The sequence below is a fragment of the Stenotrophomonas sp. Marseille-Q4652 genome (assembly GCF_916618915.1).
GTDB lineage: Bacteria > Pseudomonadota > Gammaproteobacteria > Xanthomonadales > Xanthomonadaceae > Stenotrophomonas.
Genome location: NZ_CAKAKE010000001.1, coordinates 2,954,505 through 2,975,191 on the forward strand (window position 1 = coordinate 2,954,505; position 20,687 = coordinate 2,975,191).

Annotated in this window: 19 protein-coding genes and 2 pseudogenes; 10 read left to right on the forward strand and 11 right to left on the reverse strand. The window is 67.1% G+C overall.

Going from position 1 to position 20,687, the window contains the following annotated elements:
• Position 1: 1 nt before the first annotated feature.
• Positions 2-1,810, reverse strand: coding sequence for an EAL domain-containing response regulator (locus LG380_RS13965; protein ID WP_225765898.1), 1,809 nt, complete (start codon positions 1,808-1,810; stop codon positions 2-4).
• A gap of 37 nt (positions 1,811-1,847) precedes the next feature.
• Positions 1,848-2,474, reverse strand: a complete 627-nt coding sequence (locus LG380_RS13970; protein ID WP_225765900.1) for a DUF4126 domain-containing protein — start codon at positions 2,472-2,474, stop codon at positions 1,848-1,850.
• Positions 2,475-2,637: 163 nt separating this feature from the next.
• Between LG380_RS13970 and LG380_RS13975 the strand changes: the two genes are divergently transcribed.
• The 5 genes and pseudogenes from LG380_RS13975 to ampE all read left to right on the forward strand — a co-directional run bounded on the left by LG380_RS13975 (position 2,638) and on the right by ampE (position 6,220).
• On the forward strand, positions 2,638-3,369 hold the full coding sequence (locus tag LG380_RS13975) for a DUF6776 family protein (protein ID WP_225765902.1): 732 nt from the start codon (positions 2,638-2,640) through the stop codon (positions 3,367-3,369).
• A 2-nt stretch (positions 3,370-3,371) separates the two neighbouring features.
• A pseudogene (locus LG380_RS13980) lies at positions 3,372-3,731 on the forward strand (polymer-forming cytoskeletal protein); the annotation flags it as partial.
• A gap of 112 nt (positions 3,732-3,843) precedes the next feature.
• The gene (gene erpA / locus LG380_RS13985) at positions 3,844-4,233 is read left to right on the forward strand and encodes an iron-sulfur cluster insertion protein ErpA (RefSeq protein WP_225765905.1); all 390 of its coding nucleotides are present in this window, start codon (positions 3,844-3,846) and stop codon (positions 4,231-4,233) included.
• Between the two features lie 109 nt (positions 4,234-4,342).
• Entirely contained in the window at positions 4,343-5,248 is a 906-nt protein-coding gene (gene nudC / locus LG380_RS13990; RefSeq protein WP_225765906.1) for an NAD(+) diphosphatase, read from the forward strand.
• 78 nt (positions 5,249-5,326) lie between these two features.
• Entirely contained in the window at positions 5,327-6,220 is an 894-nt protein-coding gene (gene ampE / locus LG380_RS13995) for a regulatory signaling modulator protein AmpE (protein WP_225765907.1), read from the forward strand.
• 39 nt (positions 6,221-6,259) lie between these two features.
• Here the strand turns inward: ampE and LG380_RS14000 are convergent, their stop codons facing one another.
• From LG380_RS14000 to yccS, 5 genes are all read right to left on the reverse strand, one after another.
• Positions 6,260-6,673 (reverse strand): DUF2752 domain-containing protein, encoded by a 414-nt coding sequence (locus LG380_RS14000; RefSeq protein WP_225765908.1) that lies wholly within the window; start codon positions 6,671-6,673, stop codon positions 6,260-6,262.
• A gap of 4 nt (positions 6,674-6,677) precedes the next feature.
• Positions 6,678-6,998, reverse strand: a complete 321-nt coding sequence (locus LG380_RS14005; protein ID WP_225765909.1) for a CD225/dispanin family protein — start codon at positions 6,996-6,998, stop codon at positions 6,678-6,680.
• Between the two features lie 31 nt (positions 6,999-7,029).
• Positions 7,030-7,365, reverse strand: coding sequence for a hypothetical protein (locus LG380_RS14010; protein ID WP_225765910.1), 336 nt, complete (start codon positions 7,363-7,365; stop codon positions 7,030-7,032).
• Between the two features lie 114 nt (positions 7,366-7,479).
• A complete protein-coding gene (locus tag LG380_RS14015; RefSeq protein ID WP_225765911.1) occupies positions 7,480-9,369 on the reverse strand; it encodes an MFS transporter in 1,890 nt (629 codons plus the stop codon).
• Positions 9,370-9,421: 52 nt separating this feature from the next.
• Entirely contained in the window at positions 9,422-11,626 is a 2,205-nt protein-coding gene (yccS, locus tag LG380_RS14020) for a YccS family putative transporter (protein WP_225766641.1), read from the reverse strand.
• A gap of 123 nt (positions 11,627-11,749) precedes the next feature.
• Between yccS and LG380_RS14025 the strand changes: the two genes are divergently transcribed.
• From LG380_RS14025 to LG380_RS14045, 5 genes and pseudogenes are all read left to right on the forward strand, one after another.
• Entirely contained in the window at positions 11,750-12,643 is an 894-nt protein-coding gene (locus LG380_RS14025; RefSeq protein ID WP_225765912.1) for a pirin family protein, read from the forward strand.
• A gap of 64 nt (positions 12,644-12,707) precedes the next feature.
• Positions 12,708-14,008, forward strand: a pseudogene (locus tag LG380_RS14030) (amidohydrolase).
• A gap of 646 nt (positions 14,009-14,654) precedes the next feature.
• Positions 14,655-14,966, forward strand: coding sequence for a helix-turn-helix transcriptional regulator (locus LG380_RS14035; protein WP_225765913.1), 312 nt, complete (start codon positions 14,655-14,657; stop codon positions 14,964-14,966).
• Positions 14,932-15,936 (forward strand): reverse transcriptase family protein, encoded by a 1,005-nt coding sequence (locus LG380_RS14040; protein WP_225765914.1) that lies wholly within the window; start codon positions 14,932-14,934, stop codon positions 15,934-15,936. The genes LG380_RS14035 and LG380_RS14040 overlap by 35 nt, the downstream gene beginning before the upstream one ends.
• 71 nt (positions 15,937-16,007) lie before the next feature.
• A complete protein-coding gene (locus LG380_RS14045) occupies positions 16,008-16,640 on the forward strand; it encodes a DUF4145 domain-containing protein (RefSeq protein ID WP_225765915.1) in 633 nt (210 codons plus the stop codon).
• 200 nt (positions 16,641-16,840) lie between these two features.
• Here the strand turns inward: LG380_RS14045 and purD are convergent, their stop codons facing one another.
• From purD to fis, 4 genes are all read right to left on the reverse strand, one after another.
• Entirely contained in the window at positions 16,841-18,145 is a 1,305-nt protein-coding gene (gene purD, locus LG380_RS14050; RefSeq protein WP_225765917.1) for a phosphoribosylamine--glycine ligase, read from the reverse strand.
• 21 nt (positions 18,146-18,166) lie between these two features.
• Positions 18,167-18,538 (reverse strand): hypothetical protein, encoded by a 372-nt coding sequence (locus tag LG380_RS14055; RefSeq protein ID WP_225765918.1) that lies wholly within the window; start codon positions 18,536-18,538, stop codon positions 18,167-18,169.
• Between the two features lie 112 nt (positions 18,539-18,650).
• Entirely contained in the window at positions 18,651-20,231 is a 1,581-nt protein-coding gene (gene purH, locus LG380_RS14060) for a bifunctional phosphoribosylaminoimidazolecarboxamide formyltransferase/IMP cyclohydrolase (protein ID WP_225765920.1), read from the reverse strand.
• 100 nt (positions 20,232-20,331) lie between these two features.
• On the reverse strand, positions 20,332-20,604 hold the full coding sequence (gene fis / locus LG380_RS14065) for a DNA-binding transcriptional regulator Fis (RefSeq protein ID WP_225765922.1): 273 nt from the start codon (positions 20,602-20,604) through the stop codon (positions 20,332-20,334).
• Positions 20,605-20,687 lie beyond the last annotated feature (83 nt).

Consider the following 20,687-nt stretch of genomic DNA (forward strand, 5'->3'; position numbering starts at 1 on the left):
GTTACAGCACCGCTGTCTGGAAGTCGAAGTTGAGTTCGGTGCCGGCCGACTGCACCACGTTGCCCTGGATGAAGTCCACGCCGCCCATCCACATTGCCGCCGCGGCCTGCGGATCCTCGATCTGCTGGCCAATGATCTGCAGCCCGGCGCGATGGGCCATCTCGATCACCTCGCGCAGCTCATCGCGTACCGAGGGCTGGTGGTGCGCGCCGGCAAAGCGCGAGGACATGCGCACGAAGCCCAGCGGCAGCTGGGTCAGCAGGGCGTTGGCTTCCGGGCCCGGTTCGAACTGGCTCAGGCAGAACTGCACGCCGGCCGGCATCAGCCGTGCGCAGAACTGCTGGATGGTGACCGCGTGGATCAGCGCATCGGGCAGGCGCATGTCGACGACCAGCCGGGTGCCGGGCACGTTGCGCTCGGCCAGGCTCTTGAGCAGCCAGTCGGCGAACACGTCGCGGGCCAGGGTGCGCATCGACTGCGACACGAACAGGCGCAGCGGCGGGGTGGCGTGCTGGTACAGCTGCAGCAGGCCCAGCGCGTAGTCCATCACCTGCTGGTCAAGGTCGCTGATGCGGCCGGCGGCTTCGGCCGCCGGGATCACCTGGCCGGCCGAGAGCAGGGTGCCGTCGTTCTTGCGCAGGCGCAGCAGCACCTGGTACTGCGCGGTGTCGCTGCCGGATACCGCCACGATCGGCTGGTAGGCCAGTTCGAGCTGGCCGTCGAGCAGGGCCAGGTGTTCCTGCGAGGTGGTGTCCTCGCGCGAGACGTAGGCGGCGACACCCTCGGGCAGCAGGCGTGCCTGCAGCGCGGTGCGTTCGACCGCTTCCAGCGCCGAGCCGGCATCCTCGAAGCCGGCATCCAGCGAGGCATGGCCGATGGTGGCGCGCAGGTGGACGTGCTCCTCGTCGCGCACCAGCAGCGGTTGGGACGAGAGATGGCCGCGCAGCGTCTGCGCCAGCTCGGGGAGCTGGGCTTCGGCCACGCCGGGAGCGAACAGCAGGAAGCTGTTGTCGTTGAGCCGGGCCAGCGGATGCGGCCTGGCGGCCTCGGCCAGGCGCTGGCCTGCCTGCACCATCAGCCGTTCGAAGGCGGCATAGCCATAGCGCTCGCGCAGGCCCAGGGCGCTGGCGATCTCGATGAACAGCACGCCGCCGGTAGCGTGCTCCTGCAGCGCGGTGCCGAGTTGCTGCATCACGTTGTGGCGCGTGGGCAGGCCGGTCTCGGGATTGTTCAGTGCCGGGCCGACCGCAGACACGTGCTGGGCCTGCTGGCGCGAACGGCGGATGCGGTTGGATACCGCGGCGATCAGGTGGCGCGGGCGGATCGGCTTGGTGAGGAAGTCGTCGGCGCCGCTGTCGAGCACCTCGAACTGGCGCTCCGGATCCGGGTCGCCGGTCAGGAACACGATCGGCAGCAGGGCCTGCTGCGGCTGCTGGCGGATCATCGCGGTCAGGCGCATGCCGTCAAGCCCGGGCATGTGCAGGTCCATCAGGATCAGGTCCGGGCGGTGCTCGGTGATCGCCTGCTGCACGCCTTCGGCTTCCATCTGCACGATGGCCTGCATGCCGGCGCCGTGCAGCACGCTCTGTGCGAACAGGGCCTGGGAGCGGTCGTCCTCGACGATCAGCACCCGGTACGGGGCCTCGACCACGGCGGCGGTGGCGTCACCGGCCGAAGGCGCGGCGATCACCTCGGCCGGGCTTGGCTGCGGCGCGGCCGGCGCGGTGCTGCCCCAGCGCTCCCAGTAGTTCGCCGGCGGGGTTTCCGCGCCGGAGACGCGGGCATTGGGGGGGGTCTCGTTGGCGGCCATCTGTACTCCCTGTATCTGGCGCATTATGCGATGAAGCTCACGGTGGCAGCGAGTCGGCGCCGGGGGCCGGAGGCGGCTGCGCCCGGCCGCCAAACAGCCTGCGCACCCCGCCGGACAGCACCCGCCAGACCAGCCACAACATCAGCACCCCGGCCACGGTGGCGACAATCACCAAGGCCAGCGCCAGCCACGGATGCGCCAGCGCCAGCGCCAGTGCGCCCACCACCAGCGTGTCCTCGGCCAGCGAGGCGACCCAGTTGCTGGCCGGTTCGGGCGAGGTGTTGAGCAGGGCGCGACTGCCGGCCTTCAGTCCGTGGCTGGCCAGCGCGACGCCAGCCCCGGCGACCACCATGCCGGTGCCCAGGTCGCCGTCCGGGGAAAGGGTCGCGGCCGCGAGGAAGGCGCCGGCAGGCACCCGCGCCAGGGTCTGCAGCAGGTCCCAGATCGAATCCACGCCCGGGATCTTGTCGGCGAAGAATTCCACCACTGCCAGTGCGCCGGAAGTACCCAGAACCCACCACGACTGGGTGGCGGCCAGCGCCGGAGGCAGCTCGACCCAGCCGAGCAGGCCGGCCAGGCCCACGCCGAACACGGTCAGGTACACGCGGATGCCGGCCAGCCAGGCCAGCAGGATGCCGATGACGAACAGATGGGCTTCGGTCATGTCCGCAGTGAAGGCGCGGCGGGAGATCGACACTATCGAACATGACCGGCGCGAATGCCAGCCGGTCGCCAACGCGGCACGGACGGCCGCCAACATCCGCTGACGTATATTGGTCCGTCTTCATCCTCAGGAGCCGGTGGCGCTGCCGCCTACGACCCCGATCATGAACAAGCAAACTTCATCGCGATTCCAGATCGTCCGACGCGGCGAGCAGCGCAGCCAGCGCTGGTGGATCCTCGGCATCGGCCTTCCGTGGCTGCTTTCGCTGGTACTCGTGGCCATCATCGCCCGGCTCACTGCCGCCGATGCCGGCGACCTTGGCGTGCGCCTGCGCCAGGCCGAGCGCGCGCTCGGGGAGCAGACCAGGCTGGTGGAGGAGCTCCGCCAGCGCGAGGCCACCCTGGTCGCCTCGGACCGGATCAGCCGCGCCGCCAATGCCGAGGTGCAGGCATCGCTGGCCGAGCGCGACGAGGAAATCGCCGGCCTGCGCGCGGACGTGGCCTTCTACGAGCGGCTGGTGGGCGCCACCAGCCAGCGCAAGGGCCTGAATGCGCATTCGGTCGAGTTCTCGCCCGAGGCGGCCGGCACCTGGCAGTACCGCGTCGTGCTTACCCAGAACCTCAACCGCGGCGCGATCAGCCAGGGTCAGATGCGCTTCTCGGTGGAGGGGGTCAGGGACGGCAAGCTGACCACGGTCAGCTGGGACGAGCTGCACCAGCGCAAGGGCGTGCCGGGGCAGGACTATTCCTTCCGGTATTTCCAGCAACTGGACGGCAGTGTGATGCTGCCCAAGGACTTTACCCCCCAACGTGTGAGAGTCTCCCTCAGTGGCCCGGGAGGGGGCACGACCCAGAATTTCGATTGGAAACTCGCCGGCAACGGCAGAGGGGAATGAATATGTTTGGAAGCAAATCCAGCCGTGACGGCCATCTGGTCGTGGACGCGCTGATCGGCCCGCAGGTGGTCATCCGCGGCGACATCGTGTTCAGCGGCGGCCTGTACGTGGAAGGCCGGATCGAGGGCAAGATCCTTGCCGAGGAAGGGGCCACCGCCACCCTGACCCTGGCCGAGCAGGGCAGCATCGAGGGGGAGATCCGTGCTTCCACCGTGGTCATCAGCGGCCGCCTGGAAGGCGACGTGCACGCCAGCGAGCGGGTGGAGCTGACCTCCACGGCGCGCGTCACCGGCAACGTCCACTACCAAGTGGTGGAAATGGCCGCCGGCGCCCAGCTGACCGGCCGCCTGCTGCACGCCGCGCCGTCGCTGGCGGTGCTGAACGCCGGTGCCGGCGAGGAAAAGGCCGGGCTGAAGCTGGCTGCTTCCAACGGCTGAGCTTGAATCGGATGGCAGCCGCCCCCATGCTGGGCGCATGAGTACGCTTGTTTCCCTGCCGGGTGCCCCGGCTGCCGCCCTCGATTACCAGTCGATCGAGCGCCCGCTGAACTTCACCGCGGCCGCTGCGGCCAAGGTCCGCGAACTGATCCAGGACGAGGGCAACGATGCGCTCGCCCTGCGCGTCTACATCCAGGGCGGCGGTTGCTCGGGCTTCCAGTACGGCTTCGAGTTCGACGAGAACCGGGCCGAGGACGACCTGGCGGTGACCACCGACGGGGTGACCCTGCTGGTCGATCCGCTGAGCCTGCAGTACCTGATGGGCGCCGAGGTCGACTACAGCGAAAGCCTGACCGGCGCGCAGTTCGTCATCCGCAATCCCAACGCACGCACCACCTGCGGCTGCGGCAGCAGCTTCTCGGTCTGATCCCGGCCGCCGGTCCGCCCGGCGGTTGCTGCATCGCCCCGCCGGTTCTGCCCGACCCACGCCAGCCCGGCGGTTGCGGTAACCGGGCTTTGCCGGCAGGCTCTGGGCGATGTCCAGTCCTGATACCGAATTTTCCGGATACGCCTTCACCAGCGAACCGCTGGATCGCGCCGATCCGATGCGCACCGACGCCGAAGCGCTGGCCGCGCTGTGGCCGCAGGCCCACGTCCTTGTGCTCGACCAGGACGGTACCGCCTGCACCGACGAGGACGGCAACCTGCTGCAGCTGACCGGCGTGCAGATTGGTGGCGGCCCGGGTGCGGCGATCTTCCTCGGCGTGCGCGAGGGGCGTGGCCATTTCGCCGTGGACGGCACCACCATCGCGGTGCAGGCGCCGGGCCGGATGGACCTGCGCCAGGCTGCAGCGCGCTGGCCGGCGGCCGATGCCACCCTGTTTTCCTATGCACGCGGTATGTCCTACTGGCAGTCGCGCACGCGCTTCTGCGGCGTCTGCGGCGCGGCGATCCGGTTTGGCCGCGGCGGCTTCATCGGCCACTGCGATGGATGCGGCACCGAGCACTATCCGCGCGTGGACCCGGCGGTAATCGTGGCGGTGGAGAACAACCGCCGGCTGCTGCTGGGCCGCCAGGCGAGCTGGGTGCCGCGACGCTGGTCGGTGCTGGCCGGCTTCGTAGAACCGGGCGAATCGCTGGAGCAGACCGTGGTGCGCGAGGTGTTCGAGGAAAGCAAGGTCCGCGTGCGCCAGTGCCGTTACCTGGGCACCCAGCCGTGGCCGTTCCCCGGTGCACTGATGGTGGGCTTTGCCGCGACGGCCGAGGACGACGTGCCCACGGTGGATGGCGAGCTGGAGGACGCGCGCTGGTTCAGCGTCGAGGACATCGGCGCGGCGATCGCACGCGATGCCAATGACGATGGCCAGGGCATCCTGCTGCCACCGCGGATCTCCATCGCCCGCAGCCTGATCGAGCATTGGTACCATCGCACGCGTTCCTGAGCCGCATGCGCAGGCATGGCGGACGGCATCGGCAAGCACGATGACGGCCACGATCCAGACCCCACCCCGGAGGCTTTGATGTTCACGACCCTGGTCGCGGTGCTCGTCGCGCTGGTGGTGGGCCATGTCGCCCCCGCACTGGTGGCCAGGCTGCGCCGGTTCGACTGGTACGGACAGTGGGTGCGGTGGCTGGATGCGCACGGCGGTGACGGCAGTTTCTGGCGTGGCCCGTATGGCGTGGGGCTGGCCGTGGTGCCGGTGCTGCTGCCGGTGATCGTGCTGCAGTGGTTGCTGTCGGGCTGGTGGCTGGGCCTGCCGTCGCTGTTGTTCGGCGTGCTCGTGCTGGTGCTGTGCTGGGGTCCGCGCGATCTGGATCGCGACGTGGAAGCAGTGCTCGATGCCGATGACGCCGATGAGCGTCGTGCCGCCGTCGCCAACCTGCAGGCGGCCGGCGGCAGCCTGCATGCCGATCGCGCCTCGCTGGTCGAGGCGACCATGTACAACGCGCTGCGGCGCTGGTTCGCCGCCCTGTTCTGGTTCCTGCTGCTTGGCCCCTGGGGCGCGGCGCTGTATCGCCTGCTCGCACTGGTCGTGGCCGGTCCGTTTGCCGCGTTGCTGCCGGTGGCCAATGCCCAGGGCGCGCGCCGTGCGCTGCAGGTCATGGAGTGGCCGGTGGCGCAGCTGATGGTGCTGTCGCTGGCGCTGGTGGGCAACTTCAACAGCGTGGCCGGGGCCTGGCGCTTGGCGCCGGGCGGGCGCTGGTCGTTGTCGGCGCGGTTCCTCGGCGCGGCGGCGCGGGCCAGCGTGAGCGCCGAGCTGTCCGAGGAAGCCTACGACTATGCCGAGGCGGGGATCGTGCCGGTCTGGCAGCGCATGCCAGAGCTGCGCGACGTGATGAGCCTGGTCTGGCGGATGCTGCTGTTGTGGCTGGTATTGCTGGCGCTGCTGATCATCGCCGGCTGGGTGAGCTGAGCCGCACGGGCCAGCTGCATTGATGTCGGTGGCCGGCGCTCAGCCCGGCGCGAGCAGGGTGAAGGGAAACCACGGCAGGTTGCGGGCTACCCAGTAGGTGGGCAGCAGGACCAGCCACAGCTTGGGCTCCATCACCACCTTCATCAGCGGCTGCAGCCAGCGTGGCTGCCAGCCCCATGACCATGCCGTCAGCAGCGGGATCAGCGCCAGGGTGATGATCCCCAGCGGGTTCATCGAGAACGCGCGCAACACATCGCCGTGCGCCAGTGCGTGCAGGGCCCGGGTCAGGCCGCAGCCGATGCAGAACCAGCCGGTAAAGGCGCGGAACATGCACGGCGGGAACGGATTTCCTTCGGCATTGGGATCGAAATTCCACAACAGCCAAATGCCAGCGGGGATCGCGATCGCGATCCCCACCAGCAGGGCCACCCGCAATGTCCGGGAAGCAGTCATGCGCTTACTGGTACTGCTGCAGCATTTCCATGTAGCCGGCGGCACCGACCGTGGTCAGGTAGATCACGTTGATCAGCAGGCCGATGATGGCCAGGGCGGTGGCGACCCAGCACCAGGTCTTGGCGGTGTTGGACGCGCGCTGCGCGCCGGCGACGTCGCCCTGGGCCAGCAGCGAGTTGACCTTCGACGAGAACACGATGGCAACGATGCCGACCAGGCCCAGCGGGCAGCACAGGCAGGTGGCCAGCACGGTGGCGATGATCGACCAGGCCAGATGGTTGGGAACGCTGCCCGGTGCGGCGCCGACGGGTGGGATGGTGCTCATGGTTTTCTCCTGGAAGTAACGGTAGGGCGGGTCAGCGGGAACTGCACGAGTTGGCAGCGGTAAGCGGCGAGATGATCATCATCAGCAGCCAGCACAGCGGGCCGGTGAGGAAGCCGATGAAGACGAACGCCAGGGCGATGTTGGCCAGCAGCAGCGCCCAGTAACCGAACATCAGCAGCAGGCCGGTGCCGACGTTGCCGGCGTACATATGGCCGATGCCGAAGGTCTGGAAGAACAGGCCGGGGAGCACCTCCAGCAATGCCGCTACCCCGCGCGACTTGAGCGGGTGGTAGTGGTGGTGGACGTGGGTAGCAGCCGGTGCAACGGATTCCACCACGGCCAGCGGTGGTGGCGTTGGATTGGACATCGATCTCCCCTGGTCGATTCGCCGGCCGCATCCGTGGAAATCCACGCCGCCTGCAGCCGATGCTGGCACTAGCCTAGCGACAGCATTGGTATTCCGTAAAGCTTTCGTGAAGCTTCAGGCGTCGTCGCCGCGCAGGGCGCGCACCGCGGCTTCCAGCGCGGGCGCGTCGGTGGCTGCGCCGTCGACCGGTGGGGCGGCTATCACCTCGATGTGCGCGCGGAAGCGGCGCGGCACGCGCATGCGGCCCAGCCGGCTGTCGCGGCGGCTCCACATGCTCGACCACATGCCACGCAGCGCCATCGGCACCACCGGCACAGGCCGGCGCTTGAGGATCTTCTCCACGCCGGACTTGAACGGGGCGATTTCCCCCTCGCGGGTCAACGCGCCCTCGGGGAAGATGCATACCAGCTCGCCTTCGGCCAGCGCCGCGTCGATCTGGTCGAACGCGCGCTGCATCAGCTCCGCATCCTCCTTCGGGCTGGCGATGGGAATGGCCTTGGCGGTGCGGAAGATCCAGCGCATCACGGGGATGTTGAAGATCCGGTAGTACATGACGAAGCGCACTGGACGCGGGATGGTCGCCGCCAGGATCAGCGCGTCCATGTAGCTGACGTGGTTGCACACCAGCAGCGCCGGGCCCTCGTCGGGCACGTGCGCCTCGACCCCGCGCACCCGCAGCCGGTACAGCGTGCGCACCATCAGCCAGCTGAGGAAGCGCATCAGGAATTCGGGGACGATGCTGAAGATCCAGATCGCCACCAGCGCGTTGGCAATGGCCAGCGCCAGGAACAACTGCGGGATGGTGATGCCCAGCAGCTGTTGCGCGCCAAGGCCCAGCAGCGCGGCCAGCACGATGAAGCCGGAGTTCTGGATGTTGAGCGCGGCGAACACACGCGACATCTCCGAGCGCGGCGTGCGGCTCTGGATCAGCGCGAACAGCGGCACCACGAAGAAGCCGGTGAACAGGCCGATGCCGAGCAGGTCGACGATGATGCGGATGCTGCCGGCCTGCGCGACGAACTGCGATAGCGTCAGCCCGGCCACGGTGGCCTCGCCGGCGCGGGCGAAGTACAGGTCCAGCAGGAAGCCGGTCATGCCGAACGCGCCCAGCGGCACCAGGCCGATCTCCACCGTGCGCGCGGACAGCTTCTCGCACAGCAGCGAGCCGACGCCGGTGCCGATGGAGAACAGCGCCAGCGCGAAGATGTACAGCGTCGGGCTGCCGCCGAGGTTGACCACCGCGTAGGTCGGCAGCTGCGAGGTCAGCATGGTGCCGACGAACCAGAACCAGGACACGCCGAGGATCGCGTTGCGCACTGCCAGCTGCTTCTTGGCCATGCGCAGCACTGCCAGCGACTCGGGCAGCGGGTTCCAGTTGATCTTCAGCTCCGGCGCGCCAGCGTCCACCTTCGGAATCCGGCGCGCGACGAGGTTGCCGATCACCGCCAGCAGCACCACCGCGGTGGCGGCGGTGGCCGGGCCGTGGCTGCCGGCGATCTGGAAGATCAGCCCGCCGAAGATCATGCCGCACAGGATCGAGATCGAGGTGCCCATCTCGACCAGGCCGTTGCCGCCAGTCAGTTCCTCGGGCTTGAGGATCGAGGGCAGCACCGAGTACTTCACCGGCCCGAACAGGGTGGATTGCATGCCGGTGCCGAACAGCGCCAGCAGCAGCACCGGCAGGCTCTGGGTGAGGAAGCCGATCGCCGCCAGCGACATGATCGCGATCTCCATCCAGGTGGTGATCACGATCAGCCGCTGCTTCTCCAGCTTCTCGGCGACCTGGCCGGCGATGGCCGAGAACAGGAAGTACGGCAGGATGAAAAGCGCCGGGGCCAGGTTGGTGTAGATCGAGCGCTGCTCGTCGCTGACCCCGAGGAAGAACAGCAGGCCGATGATCGCCTGGCGGTATACGTTGTCGTTGAAGGCGCCCAGCGCCTGGACCACGAAGAACGGCAGGAAGCGGCGCTGCCGCAGCAGGGAAAACTGGCTATGGCCCGACATCGGTCCTCCTTGGTTGCGCCGCAGCCTAGCAGAGGCGCGGGTCTGCTAGCTGCTAGCGATCAGTGGGGACCGGCGCGGTTGTTGCGGCCGGCTGCAGCGCCATCGCCGCGTTGGCCGCCTCGCGCAGGCGCGGTAGCAGCTGCAGCATCAGCGCCAGCTGGGTGTGGATCAGCTGCAGGCGGCTGTCGCCATCGACGACCGGCTGCTCCAGTGCCCTGGCGAGCGCGGCGTCGCCACTTTCATCCAGTGTCGGCAGTGGCTGGCGTGCAGCCAGCGCATCGGCAATCTGCTGCAGCGCCTGCTGCAGGCGCGCCCCACCCTGGCCGAGCAGGGTGTCGGCGTCGTAGCCGTCTACCGCCTCGCGGTGCGCGCCCAGCGTGGACAGGTGGCCAAGCAGGGTGTTGGACAGGGCCAGGAAACGGAACCCGGCCTCGAGGTTGCGACGCAGGTAGCCCGGCTCGCGCAGCATGTTGCCCAGCGCGGTCGACAGCGCCGCATCGGCGTTGTGCATGTCGCGCCGCGCGATGCGGTAGGGCAGGTCATCGCGCATGCCGGTGCGGTACTGGCCCAGCACTTCCTCCAGGTAACGCGCGCAGCGGGCGACCACCGTGGCCATGACCTGGTGCAGGCGCCGGCCCTGCCAGTCGGGCAGGATCGCGAACGAGGCCGCCGCGGCGATCGCGCAGCCAAGCAGGGTGTCGAGCAGGCGCGGCCAGATCATCACGAAGCCATCGCCGAGCAGGTTGAAGCAGGTCAGCGCCATCACCGTGATGCCGGCGGTGGCGGCCACGTAGCGGTCGTGGCGGCAGATGAAGAACAGCAGCGCGGCGGCCAGGGCCAGCAGCAGCTGGGCCTCGGTGCCGGGGAACACCTGCAGCAGCGCCCAGGTCGCCCCCAGGCCCACCAGGGTGCCGGCAATGCGCTGTACCAGCCGCAGCTTGGTCGCGCCGAAATGCGGGCGGCACACGAATACCGCCGTCAGCAGCACCCAGTAGCCATTGCGCAGGTCCAGCAGCTGGATCAGCGCGTACCCGACCACCAGCGCGATAGCGATGCGCACGCCGTGGCGGAACAGCACCGAGGTCGGGCTGAGCTGCTGGCGCAGGCGCACGCCCATCTCGCGCAGCGTGCGCGGGTTGGAGTCGCGCAGCCGCGTATCCACGCCATCGAGCGAGGCCTCGCCGTGGTCGACGTGCTGCAGCTGGCGGGCAATGGCGTGCAGGTTGCGTGCGAGCAGGCGCAGCGAACCAAGCAGGGCGGTCCACTGCGGATTGCGCTGGCCCTCGAGCCAGGCCAGCGCGCCGTCCAGATCCTCCATCGCCCGTTGCGGCCGCTGGCCGTAGTCGAACGGGGCGCGCAGCCGCACCGCCTCGCCCAGCGCCTGACAGGCCTGGGCCTGCAGCGACAGCACGCGGTGGCAGCGATACAGCACGTCGGAATGGAAGAACGCCGCGGCCAGCGCCTGGTAGGGGTAGTGCGAGGAACTGGCGCGCTCGTGGAAGTCCTGCGCCATGTAGTACAGCCGCAGGTAGGTGCCCGACTGCACGCCCGGTCGGCCGGAGCGGCCAAAGCGCGCCAGGATCGCGTTCTTGGCCACGTTCAGGGCGGCCACCACCTGCCGGTTCTGCTCGGCCAGGGCCAGCTGCCGGGCCTGGTGGTCGGCCTCGCGCACCGGCTCGAACATCTCCGCCTTCAGCTGCAGGTAGCGCCCCAGTTCGGCATACAGCCGCGCCAGCGCCTCGCGCACCGGGCGGTTGGCGAACAGCGCGGTCCACAGGATCGACAGCAGGCCGTAGCCGGTCGCACCCGCCAGCAGGTGGGCCACCTCGTTCCAGCCGTCGCGCGGGTCGGGGAGCTGGTCCAGCGCGATCATCGTGTACAGCGCCAGGGTGACCGTGGCCTGGCCGATGGAGCCGTAGCGCTCGCCGAGCGCGCCGAGCAGGGTCAGGCCAAATGCGGTCAGTGCCAGGCCGGCGGCAAAGGCGAACGGGTACGGGAACAGCGCCAGCACCGCGGTGCCGGCGATGCTGAAGCACAGCAGCGACAGCAGCACCGACTTGATGCGTCCCCACCAGTTGTCATCGGTCTCGGCGATGGCGCTGGCGATGATGCCCAGGAACAGCCCCGGCACCGCGCCGACCTGCCCCGTACCCCAGCCAAACCCGATCGCGCAGGCCAGGGCAATGAACACGCGCAAGCCGTAGCTGGATTTTTCGTGGGCCCAGAGGCGGGCAAGCCGTGAACCGTGGTTGGCCATGGAGATGCAACGGTGGGAAGCGGGCATTATCGCCCCTGCAGCGTCCACGTCGCCTGACACCCGCATCCGGCATGCTTGCCCGGCAAGGGCCGGAGTGCGCAGGCCCGCCCGCCCGGAGGATCCATGATCGAGCTCATCATCCCGCAGCGCCGCCGCGACCTGGGCGCATTCGAGGTCGGCCGCGTGCTGCCCTACGCCAAGCGCCGCATGGTCGGGCCCTACGTGTTCTTCGACCGCATGGGGCCGAAGGACATCGCCCCGGGCCTGCCGCGCGAGGCCGACGTGCGCCCGCATCCGCACATCGGGCTGTCGACCATCACCTACCTCTACAAGGGCGAGATCACCCATCGCGACAGCCTGGGCATCGAGCAGGCGATCCGCCCGGGCGAGGTCAACTGGATGACCGCCGGGCGCGGCATCACCCATTCCGAGCGCTTCGAGCGTCTGCGCAGCGAAGGCGGCCCGTTCGATGGCCTGCAGCTGTGGGTGGCACTGCCCGAGGAGCGCGAGGAAATCGATCCGGGTTTCTGGCACTACCCCAGCGAGGTGCTGCCGGCGTTCGATGGCGACGGCATCGCCGGGCGCATGATCGCCGGCCGGCTGGCCGGGGTGGAGTCGCCGGTGCAGGTGGATTCGCCGCAGTTCTACGTGCACTGGCAGCTGCGTGCCGGCGCGCGGGCCTCGCTGCCGCCCGAGTACAGCGAACGCGCGGTCTACATCGCCAGCGGCAGGGTCGAGGCCGATGGCCGCGCGGTGGAGAGCGGCAACATGGTTGTGTTCGCCCCGGGCAAGGCGGTGACCATCGCCGCGCTGACCGATGCCGAGGTGATGGCGCTGGGCGGCGAGCCGGTGGGCACACGCTACGTCGACTGGAACTTCGTATCCTCCTCGAAGGAGCGCATCGACCAGGCGCGTGCCGACTGGGCCGCCGGACGGATGAAGCTGCCCGACCTGGACAGTGGTGAGTTCATCCCGTTGCCGCCGAAGCTGGGCGAAGCCCCCGAGCCGATGTCGTGAGGTTCCCGGCGCACGCCTGCGCCGGCCGCTAAGATCGGCTGACCCCCGACTGCAGACACCCGACATGGCGCGCAATTCCTGGATCGCATTGCTGCTGGCCGCGGCCACCGCGCCGGCCAGCGCGCAACCCGCCTTCGATGCGCGTGAACTGGCCCAGTCCGCGTCATCGCAACTGGTCGAATGGCGGCGCGACCTGCACCAGCATCCCGAGCTTGGCGGACAGGAAGCGCGCACCGCGAAGGTGGTTGCCGATCACCTGCGAGCGCTGGGCCTGCAACCGCGCACCGGCATCGCGGGTACCGGCGTGGCCGCAGTGCTCAAGGGCGGCAGGCCGGGTCCGAAGCTGCTGATCCGTGCAGACATGGATGCGCTGCCGGTCACCGAGGCCACCGGCCTGCCGTTCGCCTCGAACGTCACCAGCAGTTACCGCGGCCAGCCGGTCGGGGTGATGCATGCCTGCGGCCACGACGCGCACGTGGCGATCCTGATGGGCGTGGCGCAGGCGCTGGTCGCGCGCAAGGACACGCTGCCAGGCGAGGTGATGTTCGTGTTCCAGCCCTCCGAGGAAGGCCCGGCCAATCCGGATGAGGACTTCGGTGCACGCCGCATGCTGGCCGAAGGCTGCTTGCCGACTTCCAGCCGGACGCCGCGTTCGGCCTGCACGTCTGGGCCGGCCTGCAGGTGGGCCAGATCGGCTGGAAGGCCGGGCCGCTGCTGGCTTCGGCCGACGAGTGGCTGCTGACCATCACCGGTCGCCAGACCCACGGTTCGCGGCCGTGGGAGGGCGTGGACCCGATCACCGTCGGCGCGCAGGTGCTGCTCGGCACCCAGAGCATGATTGCCCGCCAGATCAACATCGCGCAGACCCCGGTGGTGCTCACCGCCGGCCAGTTCAACAGCGGCGTGCGCTTCAACATCATCCCGGACCAGGCGCAGCTGGTCGGCACGCTGCGCACCTTCGATCCGGCCGTGCGCGAGGACGTGATCGCGCGCTTCGGGCGCATCGCCAGCGACTACGCCCACGCCGCCGGCGCCAGTGCCGAGCTGAAGGTGATCAACCAGGCCCCGGCCACGATCAACGATGCCGCGCTGGCGCAGCGCCTGCGCCCGTCACTGGAAAAGGTGGCGGGTGCCGGGCGCGTGGTCGACATGCCACTGCAGACCATCGCCGAGGATTTCTCGCACTTCGCCAACACCGTTCCCGGCTTCTATTTCCTGGTCGGCGCGACGAGCGAGGGCATCGACCCGGCCAAGGCACCGGCCAACCACTCACCGAAGTTCATGCTCGACGAAGCCGCACTGGCCAACGGCATGGCGGCGATGCTGCAGGTGGCCGATGATTTCCTCGAGGCCGGTGCGCGCTGAGTCTTTTCAGCCAGTTGGGACACACACAGGGCGGCTCATGGCCGGCCTGATGTGTCCAGCCCCCGGAAGAAGTGGACTGACCGCTCGCGTTCCAGTGCAAGAAAGAGGATGAACAAACCATAAATTCAGAAATGGACATGATGTCGCTCTAAGCGACATTTTGGCAGGGCTTTTGTTACCCTGATTCCGTCATCGCGGGGAGTAACAATCCGTGCCATGGTGTGAGTAGGCGACTACTCGAGGGCGAACAGCCCAAAACACCCCGAGCGACGCGTCAACGGCCGGTAGCGGTCGGGACGATCGGGAAGGGGCAGGTGGCTGCGGCAACGGCTCGCAGCCATAGATTGGAGGAGGGTAGTAACTGGCGTTTCCCCATTCTCGATGTAGCAACGGAGCCTTTCCAATCCCGGAGAGGTGCATCGAGGACACCAACATGGTTTCACCTGTTGATAGGAAAGATGACAAGCGCCAGCTGCTGCTGAAATGGTTCAAACGAGTTTTTGGTGGTCCGTGGTTGTTCCGGCTCTTGATGGTCGTGTGGAAGTTGTATGACCACTTTGATCGCTAAGCGCGGCACAGGACATTCGGACTCTAAGACTCATCAGTAGCACCCTCCTTTTTATCTACACATGCAGGAAGAGAGGAAATGCTCCACAAGGCTTTAAAGACGGTCCGCGAGGTTCATCGAATGCAACAAGGTGAGCTGGCGGAGCGCTTGGGCATATCCCGCTCTCATCTATCTGAGATCGAGTCAGGAAAGAAGGCTGCGTCAGTCGAGCTTCTACACAAGTTCGCAGATGTATTCGATGTGCCGCCTTCAACGTTCCTAAGCTTCGCCGAAGCGATCGAGGGTCCCTCGGCGCGCCGACAAAGGAACGGCAAGAGGCTGCTGAAAGTTCTGGAATGGACCCTGGACACCGACCATGACGCTTCCTCGGAAAAGCGCCAATCGCTATGACGTCAGTCGTTCTGCCCTCTATCGGCTGCCGACGCTAAAGGCACTCGCAAGATTTCTCGAATGGAAGGGCTCCCCGAGTGCCCTTCGCGCCCTGTGCAAACGTCCGGACAACTTCAGCGAGTTTTATCAGGCTCATCCAAAGACTGGGAAGATGCGCCTGATTCAAGCACCGAGTGAGGTTATCAAGCCGCTTCAGAAGCGGCTTAACGTGTTGCTCAAGCAAGTCCGCGTACCAGACTATCTTCACTCGGGAATTCCCAAGCGATCTCACCTCTCCAACTCTGAGCAGCACATGCTCGCGGCGGGGGCAACCGTAACGGTTGATGTGTCCGACTTCTATCCCAGCATCACACGTCAACGTGTCTTCAGGCTTTTCAGAAACGTCTTTCAATGCCCCGGTGATGTCGCAGATGCGATGGCCGACTTGGTCTGTTATCAAGGGAAGCTGGCAACTGGATCTCCGGCTAGCGTGCTCGTCTCTTTTTGGGCCTGCCGGGATATGTTTGACCTAATCGCCCAGCGTGTGGCCACTCAGGGAGGCACATTCACGCTTTACGTGGATGATGTGGCCATCACTGGGGACACAATCGGGCACGGCGATATCCAATGGCTGGATCGTTTGCTGAGAAGGTTCGGTTTTAGCTCGAAAGTTGAGAAGGCAAAGCTGTTTCGGAAGGCCCGTGCCAAAGTTGTCACGGGCCGAGCGTTTCGGCATGGCATCAGTCGAGCGCCAAACAAGAAGCACGAGGAGATGCATGAGGCGCGGGCTGAGATTGAGAGCGGTCGAGCAACTATCAAGGCCAAACGTGGATTGGTAGGTCAGCTCGAAAACATAGGAAATCTTGATCAAGAACGCGGGACAAGATTGAAGGCGGAGGCCAAGAAGCTCCGAAGCACGCTACCTCCTCCAAGGCGTCGACGTCGAGCCATCCCCAGGTCAGCGCATACCGGGCAGGAGGTGGCAACGTGAGTTACCAAAGTATCGTCCGAACTCCCTGTCCACGATGCGACGGAATACGCTCTTGTGATCTTTTGCATAACTTGACCGAAGAGAGCGACGACCATAGGCATCCGGAGCATCCAATGTGGGGAGGTGCGAGTCATCAACTTCTCCGCTGTCGTGGATGCGAGACAGTTTTCTACAAGATTGAGAGCTGGCACTCAGAAGACTGGGACGTAAGGCGTGATCCAGAATCCGGTCAAGATGAGATGTTCTACCCGAAGACAGTCTCCGTGTACCCACCACCAGAGCCCAAGTCTGAAAAGCCTGACTGGACCTGGGATCTACATCGGAAGGACAGCGTGCTCTCGCAAGTTGTCCATGAGATGTATGCTGCCAAGGCAAGCAACCTGAATGTGCTCACAGCTATCGGCCTGCGAATCGCCTTTGACAGGACAACGTTCTTGCTTGGGGTCGACGAGAGCTTAGATCTCAACAAAAAAATAGAGAAGCTCGTAGACGATGGGCGGCTAGGAAAGATAGAAGCCGAACACATGCAGGTAGCCGTAAACGCGGGTAACGCTGCCGCCCACCGTGGTTGGAGTCCGAATGATGAGGACCTCACGGTCCTTCTTCATGTCCTCGAGCAGTTTCTAAAAAGAAGCTTTTTTGAACCGCCGATAGGTCAAATAGGCGCAGCTATCCCTCCTCGCCCCAAGAAGAAGCGAACTTAAGTCACGCCTATTAAGGAGTCCTTCTTTTGCGGATGAGATAACGGATGTGTGGCTTGCCGAAGCGCTAATACCAGCTTGGATGGAGATATCTTTCATTACTCCAAAGACGGCTATGTCATCCCTCCAATTCGAATGTCGTCTAGGCTTGCTGGATGTCTGCTTGTCTTCCTGCCATGTCCAGCGCTTTCGCGCCGTAGCGCTTAGGCCTGCTGTTCGCGTTCGATCGCGCGCCAGCCGATGTCGCTGCGGTGGAACTCGTTGGCCCAGCTGACCTTCGCGACGCCGGCGTAGGCGTTGGCCTGGGCGTCGGCGACGGTGTTGCCGAGGGCGGCGACGCAGAGCACGCGGCCGCCGGCGCTGACCACATTGCCATCGGCATCGGTGGCGGTGCCGGCGTGGAAGACCTTGGCGCCGCCTTCGTTGATGTCACCCGGCACGTCGGCCAGGCCGGAGATCACGTCACCGGTGACCGGCGATTCCGGGTACGGCCTGGCGGCCATGACCACGCCCAAGCTCGGGCGCTGGTCCCACTGCGCGCTGGTGTCGGCGAGCTTTCCGTCGATCGCGGCTTCGACCAGGTCGACCAGGTCGGAGCGCAGGCGCAGCATCACCGGCTGGGTTTCCGGATCGCCGAAGCGCACGTTGAACTCGATGACCTTGGGCGCGCCGCTGGCATCGATCATCAGCCCGGCATAGAGGAAGCCGGTGAACGGCATGCCGTCTGCGATCATGCCCTGCACGGTCGGGTTGACCACTTCGCGCATCACGCGCTCGTGCACTTCCGGCGTCACCACCGGGGCCGGCGAGTAGGCACCCATGCCACCGGTGTTCGGGCCGGTGTCGCCATCGCCGACGCGCTTGTGGTCCTGGCTGGTGGCCATCGGCAGCGCGGTGGCGCCATCGACCATCGAGATGAAGCTCGCTTCCTCGCCTTCGAGGAATTCCTCGATCACCACGCGCGCGCCGGCATCACCGAAGGCGTTGCCGCTGAGCATGTCGCGCACGGCGTCTTCGGCCTCAGTCAGGGTCATCGCCACGATCACGCCCTTGCCGGCGGCCAGGCCATCGGCCTTGATCACGATCGGCGCGCCCTTCTCGCGCACGTAGGCCAGCGCGGCATCGACGTCGGTGTGGACGGCGTAGAACGCGGTGGGAATGCCGTGGCGGGCGAGGAAGTCCTTGGCGAAGGCCTTGCTGCCTTCCAGCTGCGCGGCGGCGGCGGTCGGCCCGAAGATGCGCAGCCCGGCGGCGCGGAAGCGGTCGACCACGCCGGCCACCAGCGGCACTTCCGGGCCGACCACGGTCAGCGACACGCCTTCGTCCTGGGCCAGCTTGAGCAGGCCGTCGAGGTCGGTGACCTTGACCGCGACGTTGCGGCAACCGGCTTCGGTGGCGGTGCCGGCATTGCCGGGGGCGACGATCACTTCGCTGACGCGCGGGGACTGGGCGAGCTTCCAGGCCAGGGCGTGTTCGCGGCCGCCGGAACCAATGACAAGGACTTTCATGGAGGGTGTTTTCCGTGGAGGTCAGGAGTGGGGGCAGTCGGCCGGCGTCAGCCGGACTTCGAAGAACAGTTCGCCATTGGCATCGATGAAGCGGCGGCGCACGCTGCCGCCGGCAGCGATGAAGGGCTTGAGCGCCGCATCGCCGCACAGCTCGGGCATGGCCTGGGCCTCGTCGGCCTGCAGGGCATCACGCAACTGCGGCTTGGCCGCGAGCTGGGCCACGCGGGCCTCGGCAAAGCGGATATCCAGCACCACGTCCTTGCCGTCGGCGCGGGCGAGCTCGGTCACCAGGCCGTCGCGGTAGGGGGCAGGCAGCGTTGCGTTGGTTGCAGCGATGGCGGCCTCACGCTGCTGTTCCAGCGAGCCGCCCTGGCAGGCGGCGAGCAGCAGCACGCCAGCGACAGCGAGGCAGCGCAGCGGCGACGCGTGCCCGCGGCGGGCACGCGTGGATCGCGGGAAAGGCAGCGTCGGCCGGAGCGTGTGCGGTTGGCGCTGCATGTGGGCCTCAGTGCCTGAAGTGGCGCACGCCGGTGAACACCATGGCGATGCCGTGCTCGTCGGCTGCGGCGATCACCTCGGCGTCGCGCATCGAACCGCCCGGCTGGATCACCGCGGTGATGCCGGCCTCGGCAGCGGCGTCCAGGCCATCGCGGAACGGGAAGAAGGCATCCGATGCCATCACCGAACCCGGCACGACCAGGCTGGCGTCGTTGGCCTTGATGCCGGCGATGCGCGCCGAGTAGACGCGGCTCATCTGGCCGGCGCCAACACCGATGGTGCGCTCGTCCTTGGCATAGACGATGGCGTTGGACTTGACGTACTTGGCCACGCGCCAGGCAAACAGCAGGTCGCGCAGTTCGGCCTCGCTCGGTGCGCGCTGGGTGACGGTCTTCAGCTCGCCCAGGCTCATGCCGCGGTTGTCGGCACTCTGCACCAGCAGGCCCGAACCAATGCGCTTGGTGTCGTAGTTGTTGCGGCCATCGCCATCGGGAATCCGCAGCACGCGCACGTTGGCCTTCTTGGTGGCATAGGCCAGTGCGTCGTCGCTGTAGTCCGGGGCGATCAGCACCTCGACGAACTGGCGATCAAGGATGCCCTGCATGGTCGCCGCATCGATCGCGCGGTTGAAGGCGATGATGCCGCCGAAGGCGCTGGTCGGGTCAGTGTTGTAGGCCAGCTCGTAGGCGGCGCCGGCATCGGCGGCCACGGCCACGCCGCACGGGTTGGCGTGCTTGACGATGACGCAGGCCGGCACGTCGAACTGGCGCACGCATTCCAGCGCGGCGTCGGCGTCGGCCAGGTTGTTGTAGCTGAGCTCCTTGCCCTGCAGTTGCTCAAAGGTGGCCAGCGTGCCCGGCACCGGGTACAGGTCGCGGTAGAACGCGCCGGTCTGGTGCGGGTTCTCGCCGTAGCGCAGGTCCATCACCTTGACGAAGGAGGAATTCATCTGCGCCGGGTATTCGCTGCGCACCGGCACTTCGGAGGTTTCGGTCACGGCCGAGAGGTAATTGCTGATCGACGCGTCGTACTGGGCGACGCGGTTGAACGCGGCCACCGACAGTGCAAAGCGCTTGGCGGCCGACAGCTGGCCGTCGTTGGCGTCCAGCTCGGCGAGCAGGCCGGCGTACTGGTCCGGGCTGGTGGCCACGGCCACGCGGGCGAAGTTCTTGGCCGCGCTGCGCAGCATCGCCGGGCCGCCGATGTCGATGTTCTCCACCGCGTCCTCGAGCTTGCAGTCGGCTTTGGCGGTGACCGATTCGAACGGATACAGGTTCAGCACCAGCAGGTCGATCGGGGCGATGCCATGTTCAGCCATCACCGCGTCATCGAGGCCGGCGCGGCCGAGCAGGCCGCCGTGGACCATCGGGTGCAGGGTCTTGACCCGGCCGTCCATCATTTCCGGGAAGCCGGTGACATCTGCCACGTCCCTGACCGGCAGGCCGGCCTCGCGGATCGCCTTGGCGGTGCCGCCGGTGGACAGCAGCTCGACCCCACGGGCGGCCAGCGCGGTGGCCAGTTCGATCAGGCCGGTCTTGTCGGAAACGGACAGCAGGGCCCGGCGCACGGGCAGCAAATCGGAGGACATGGGGCGTGGGGTCACGGCAGAGCGGGGCCGGTATTGTAGGCCGGCGTGACCGATGGCGTCCCGTGACCACGGACGCGGAAGCGCGGCACGCGCCGCGGGCTTACGCCAGCCCGTATTCCTTGAGCTTCTTGCGCAGTGTGGCGCGGTGGATGCCCAGCATTGCCGCCGCGCGGCTCTGGTTGCCTTCGCAGTGGTTGAGTACTTCCACGAACAGCGGGATTTCCATCTCGCGCAGCACGATCTCGTACACGTCGTCGGCCTCGACACCGTCCAGGTCGCGCAGGTAACGACGAACCGATTGGGCGACGTGTTCGCGCAACGGCGGTTTCGGCGCGCCACGACTGTTGTCAGGACGGGTGGGGGCTGCGTTCAAGGGTGCTTCCGGATGACGAGGCCGCCAGCTGTAGCGGCGGCGTGAGGGGGCGAGTCTAGCGCGTGGCCGTGACCGGTGCCACG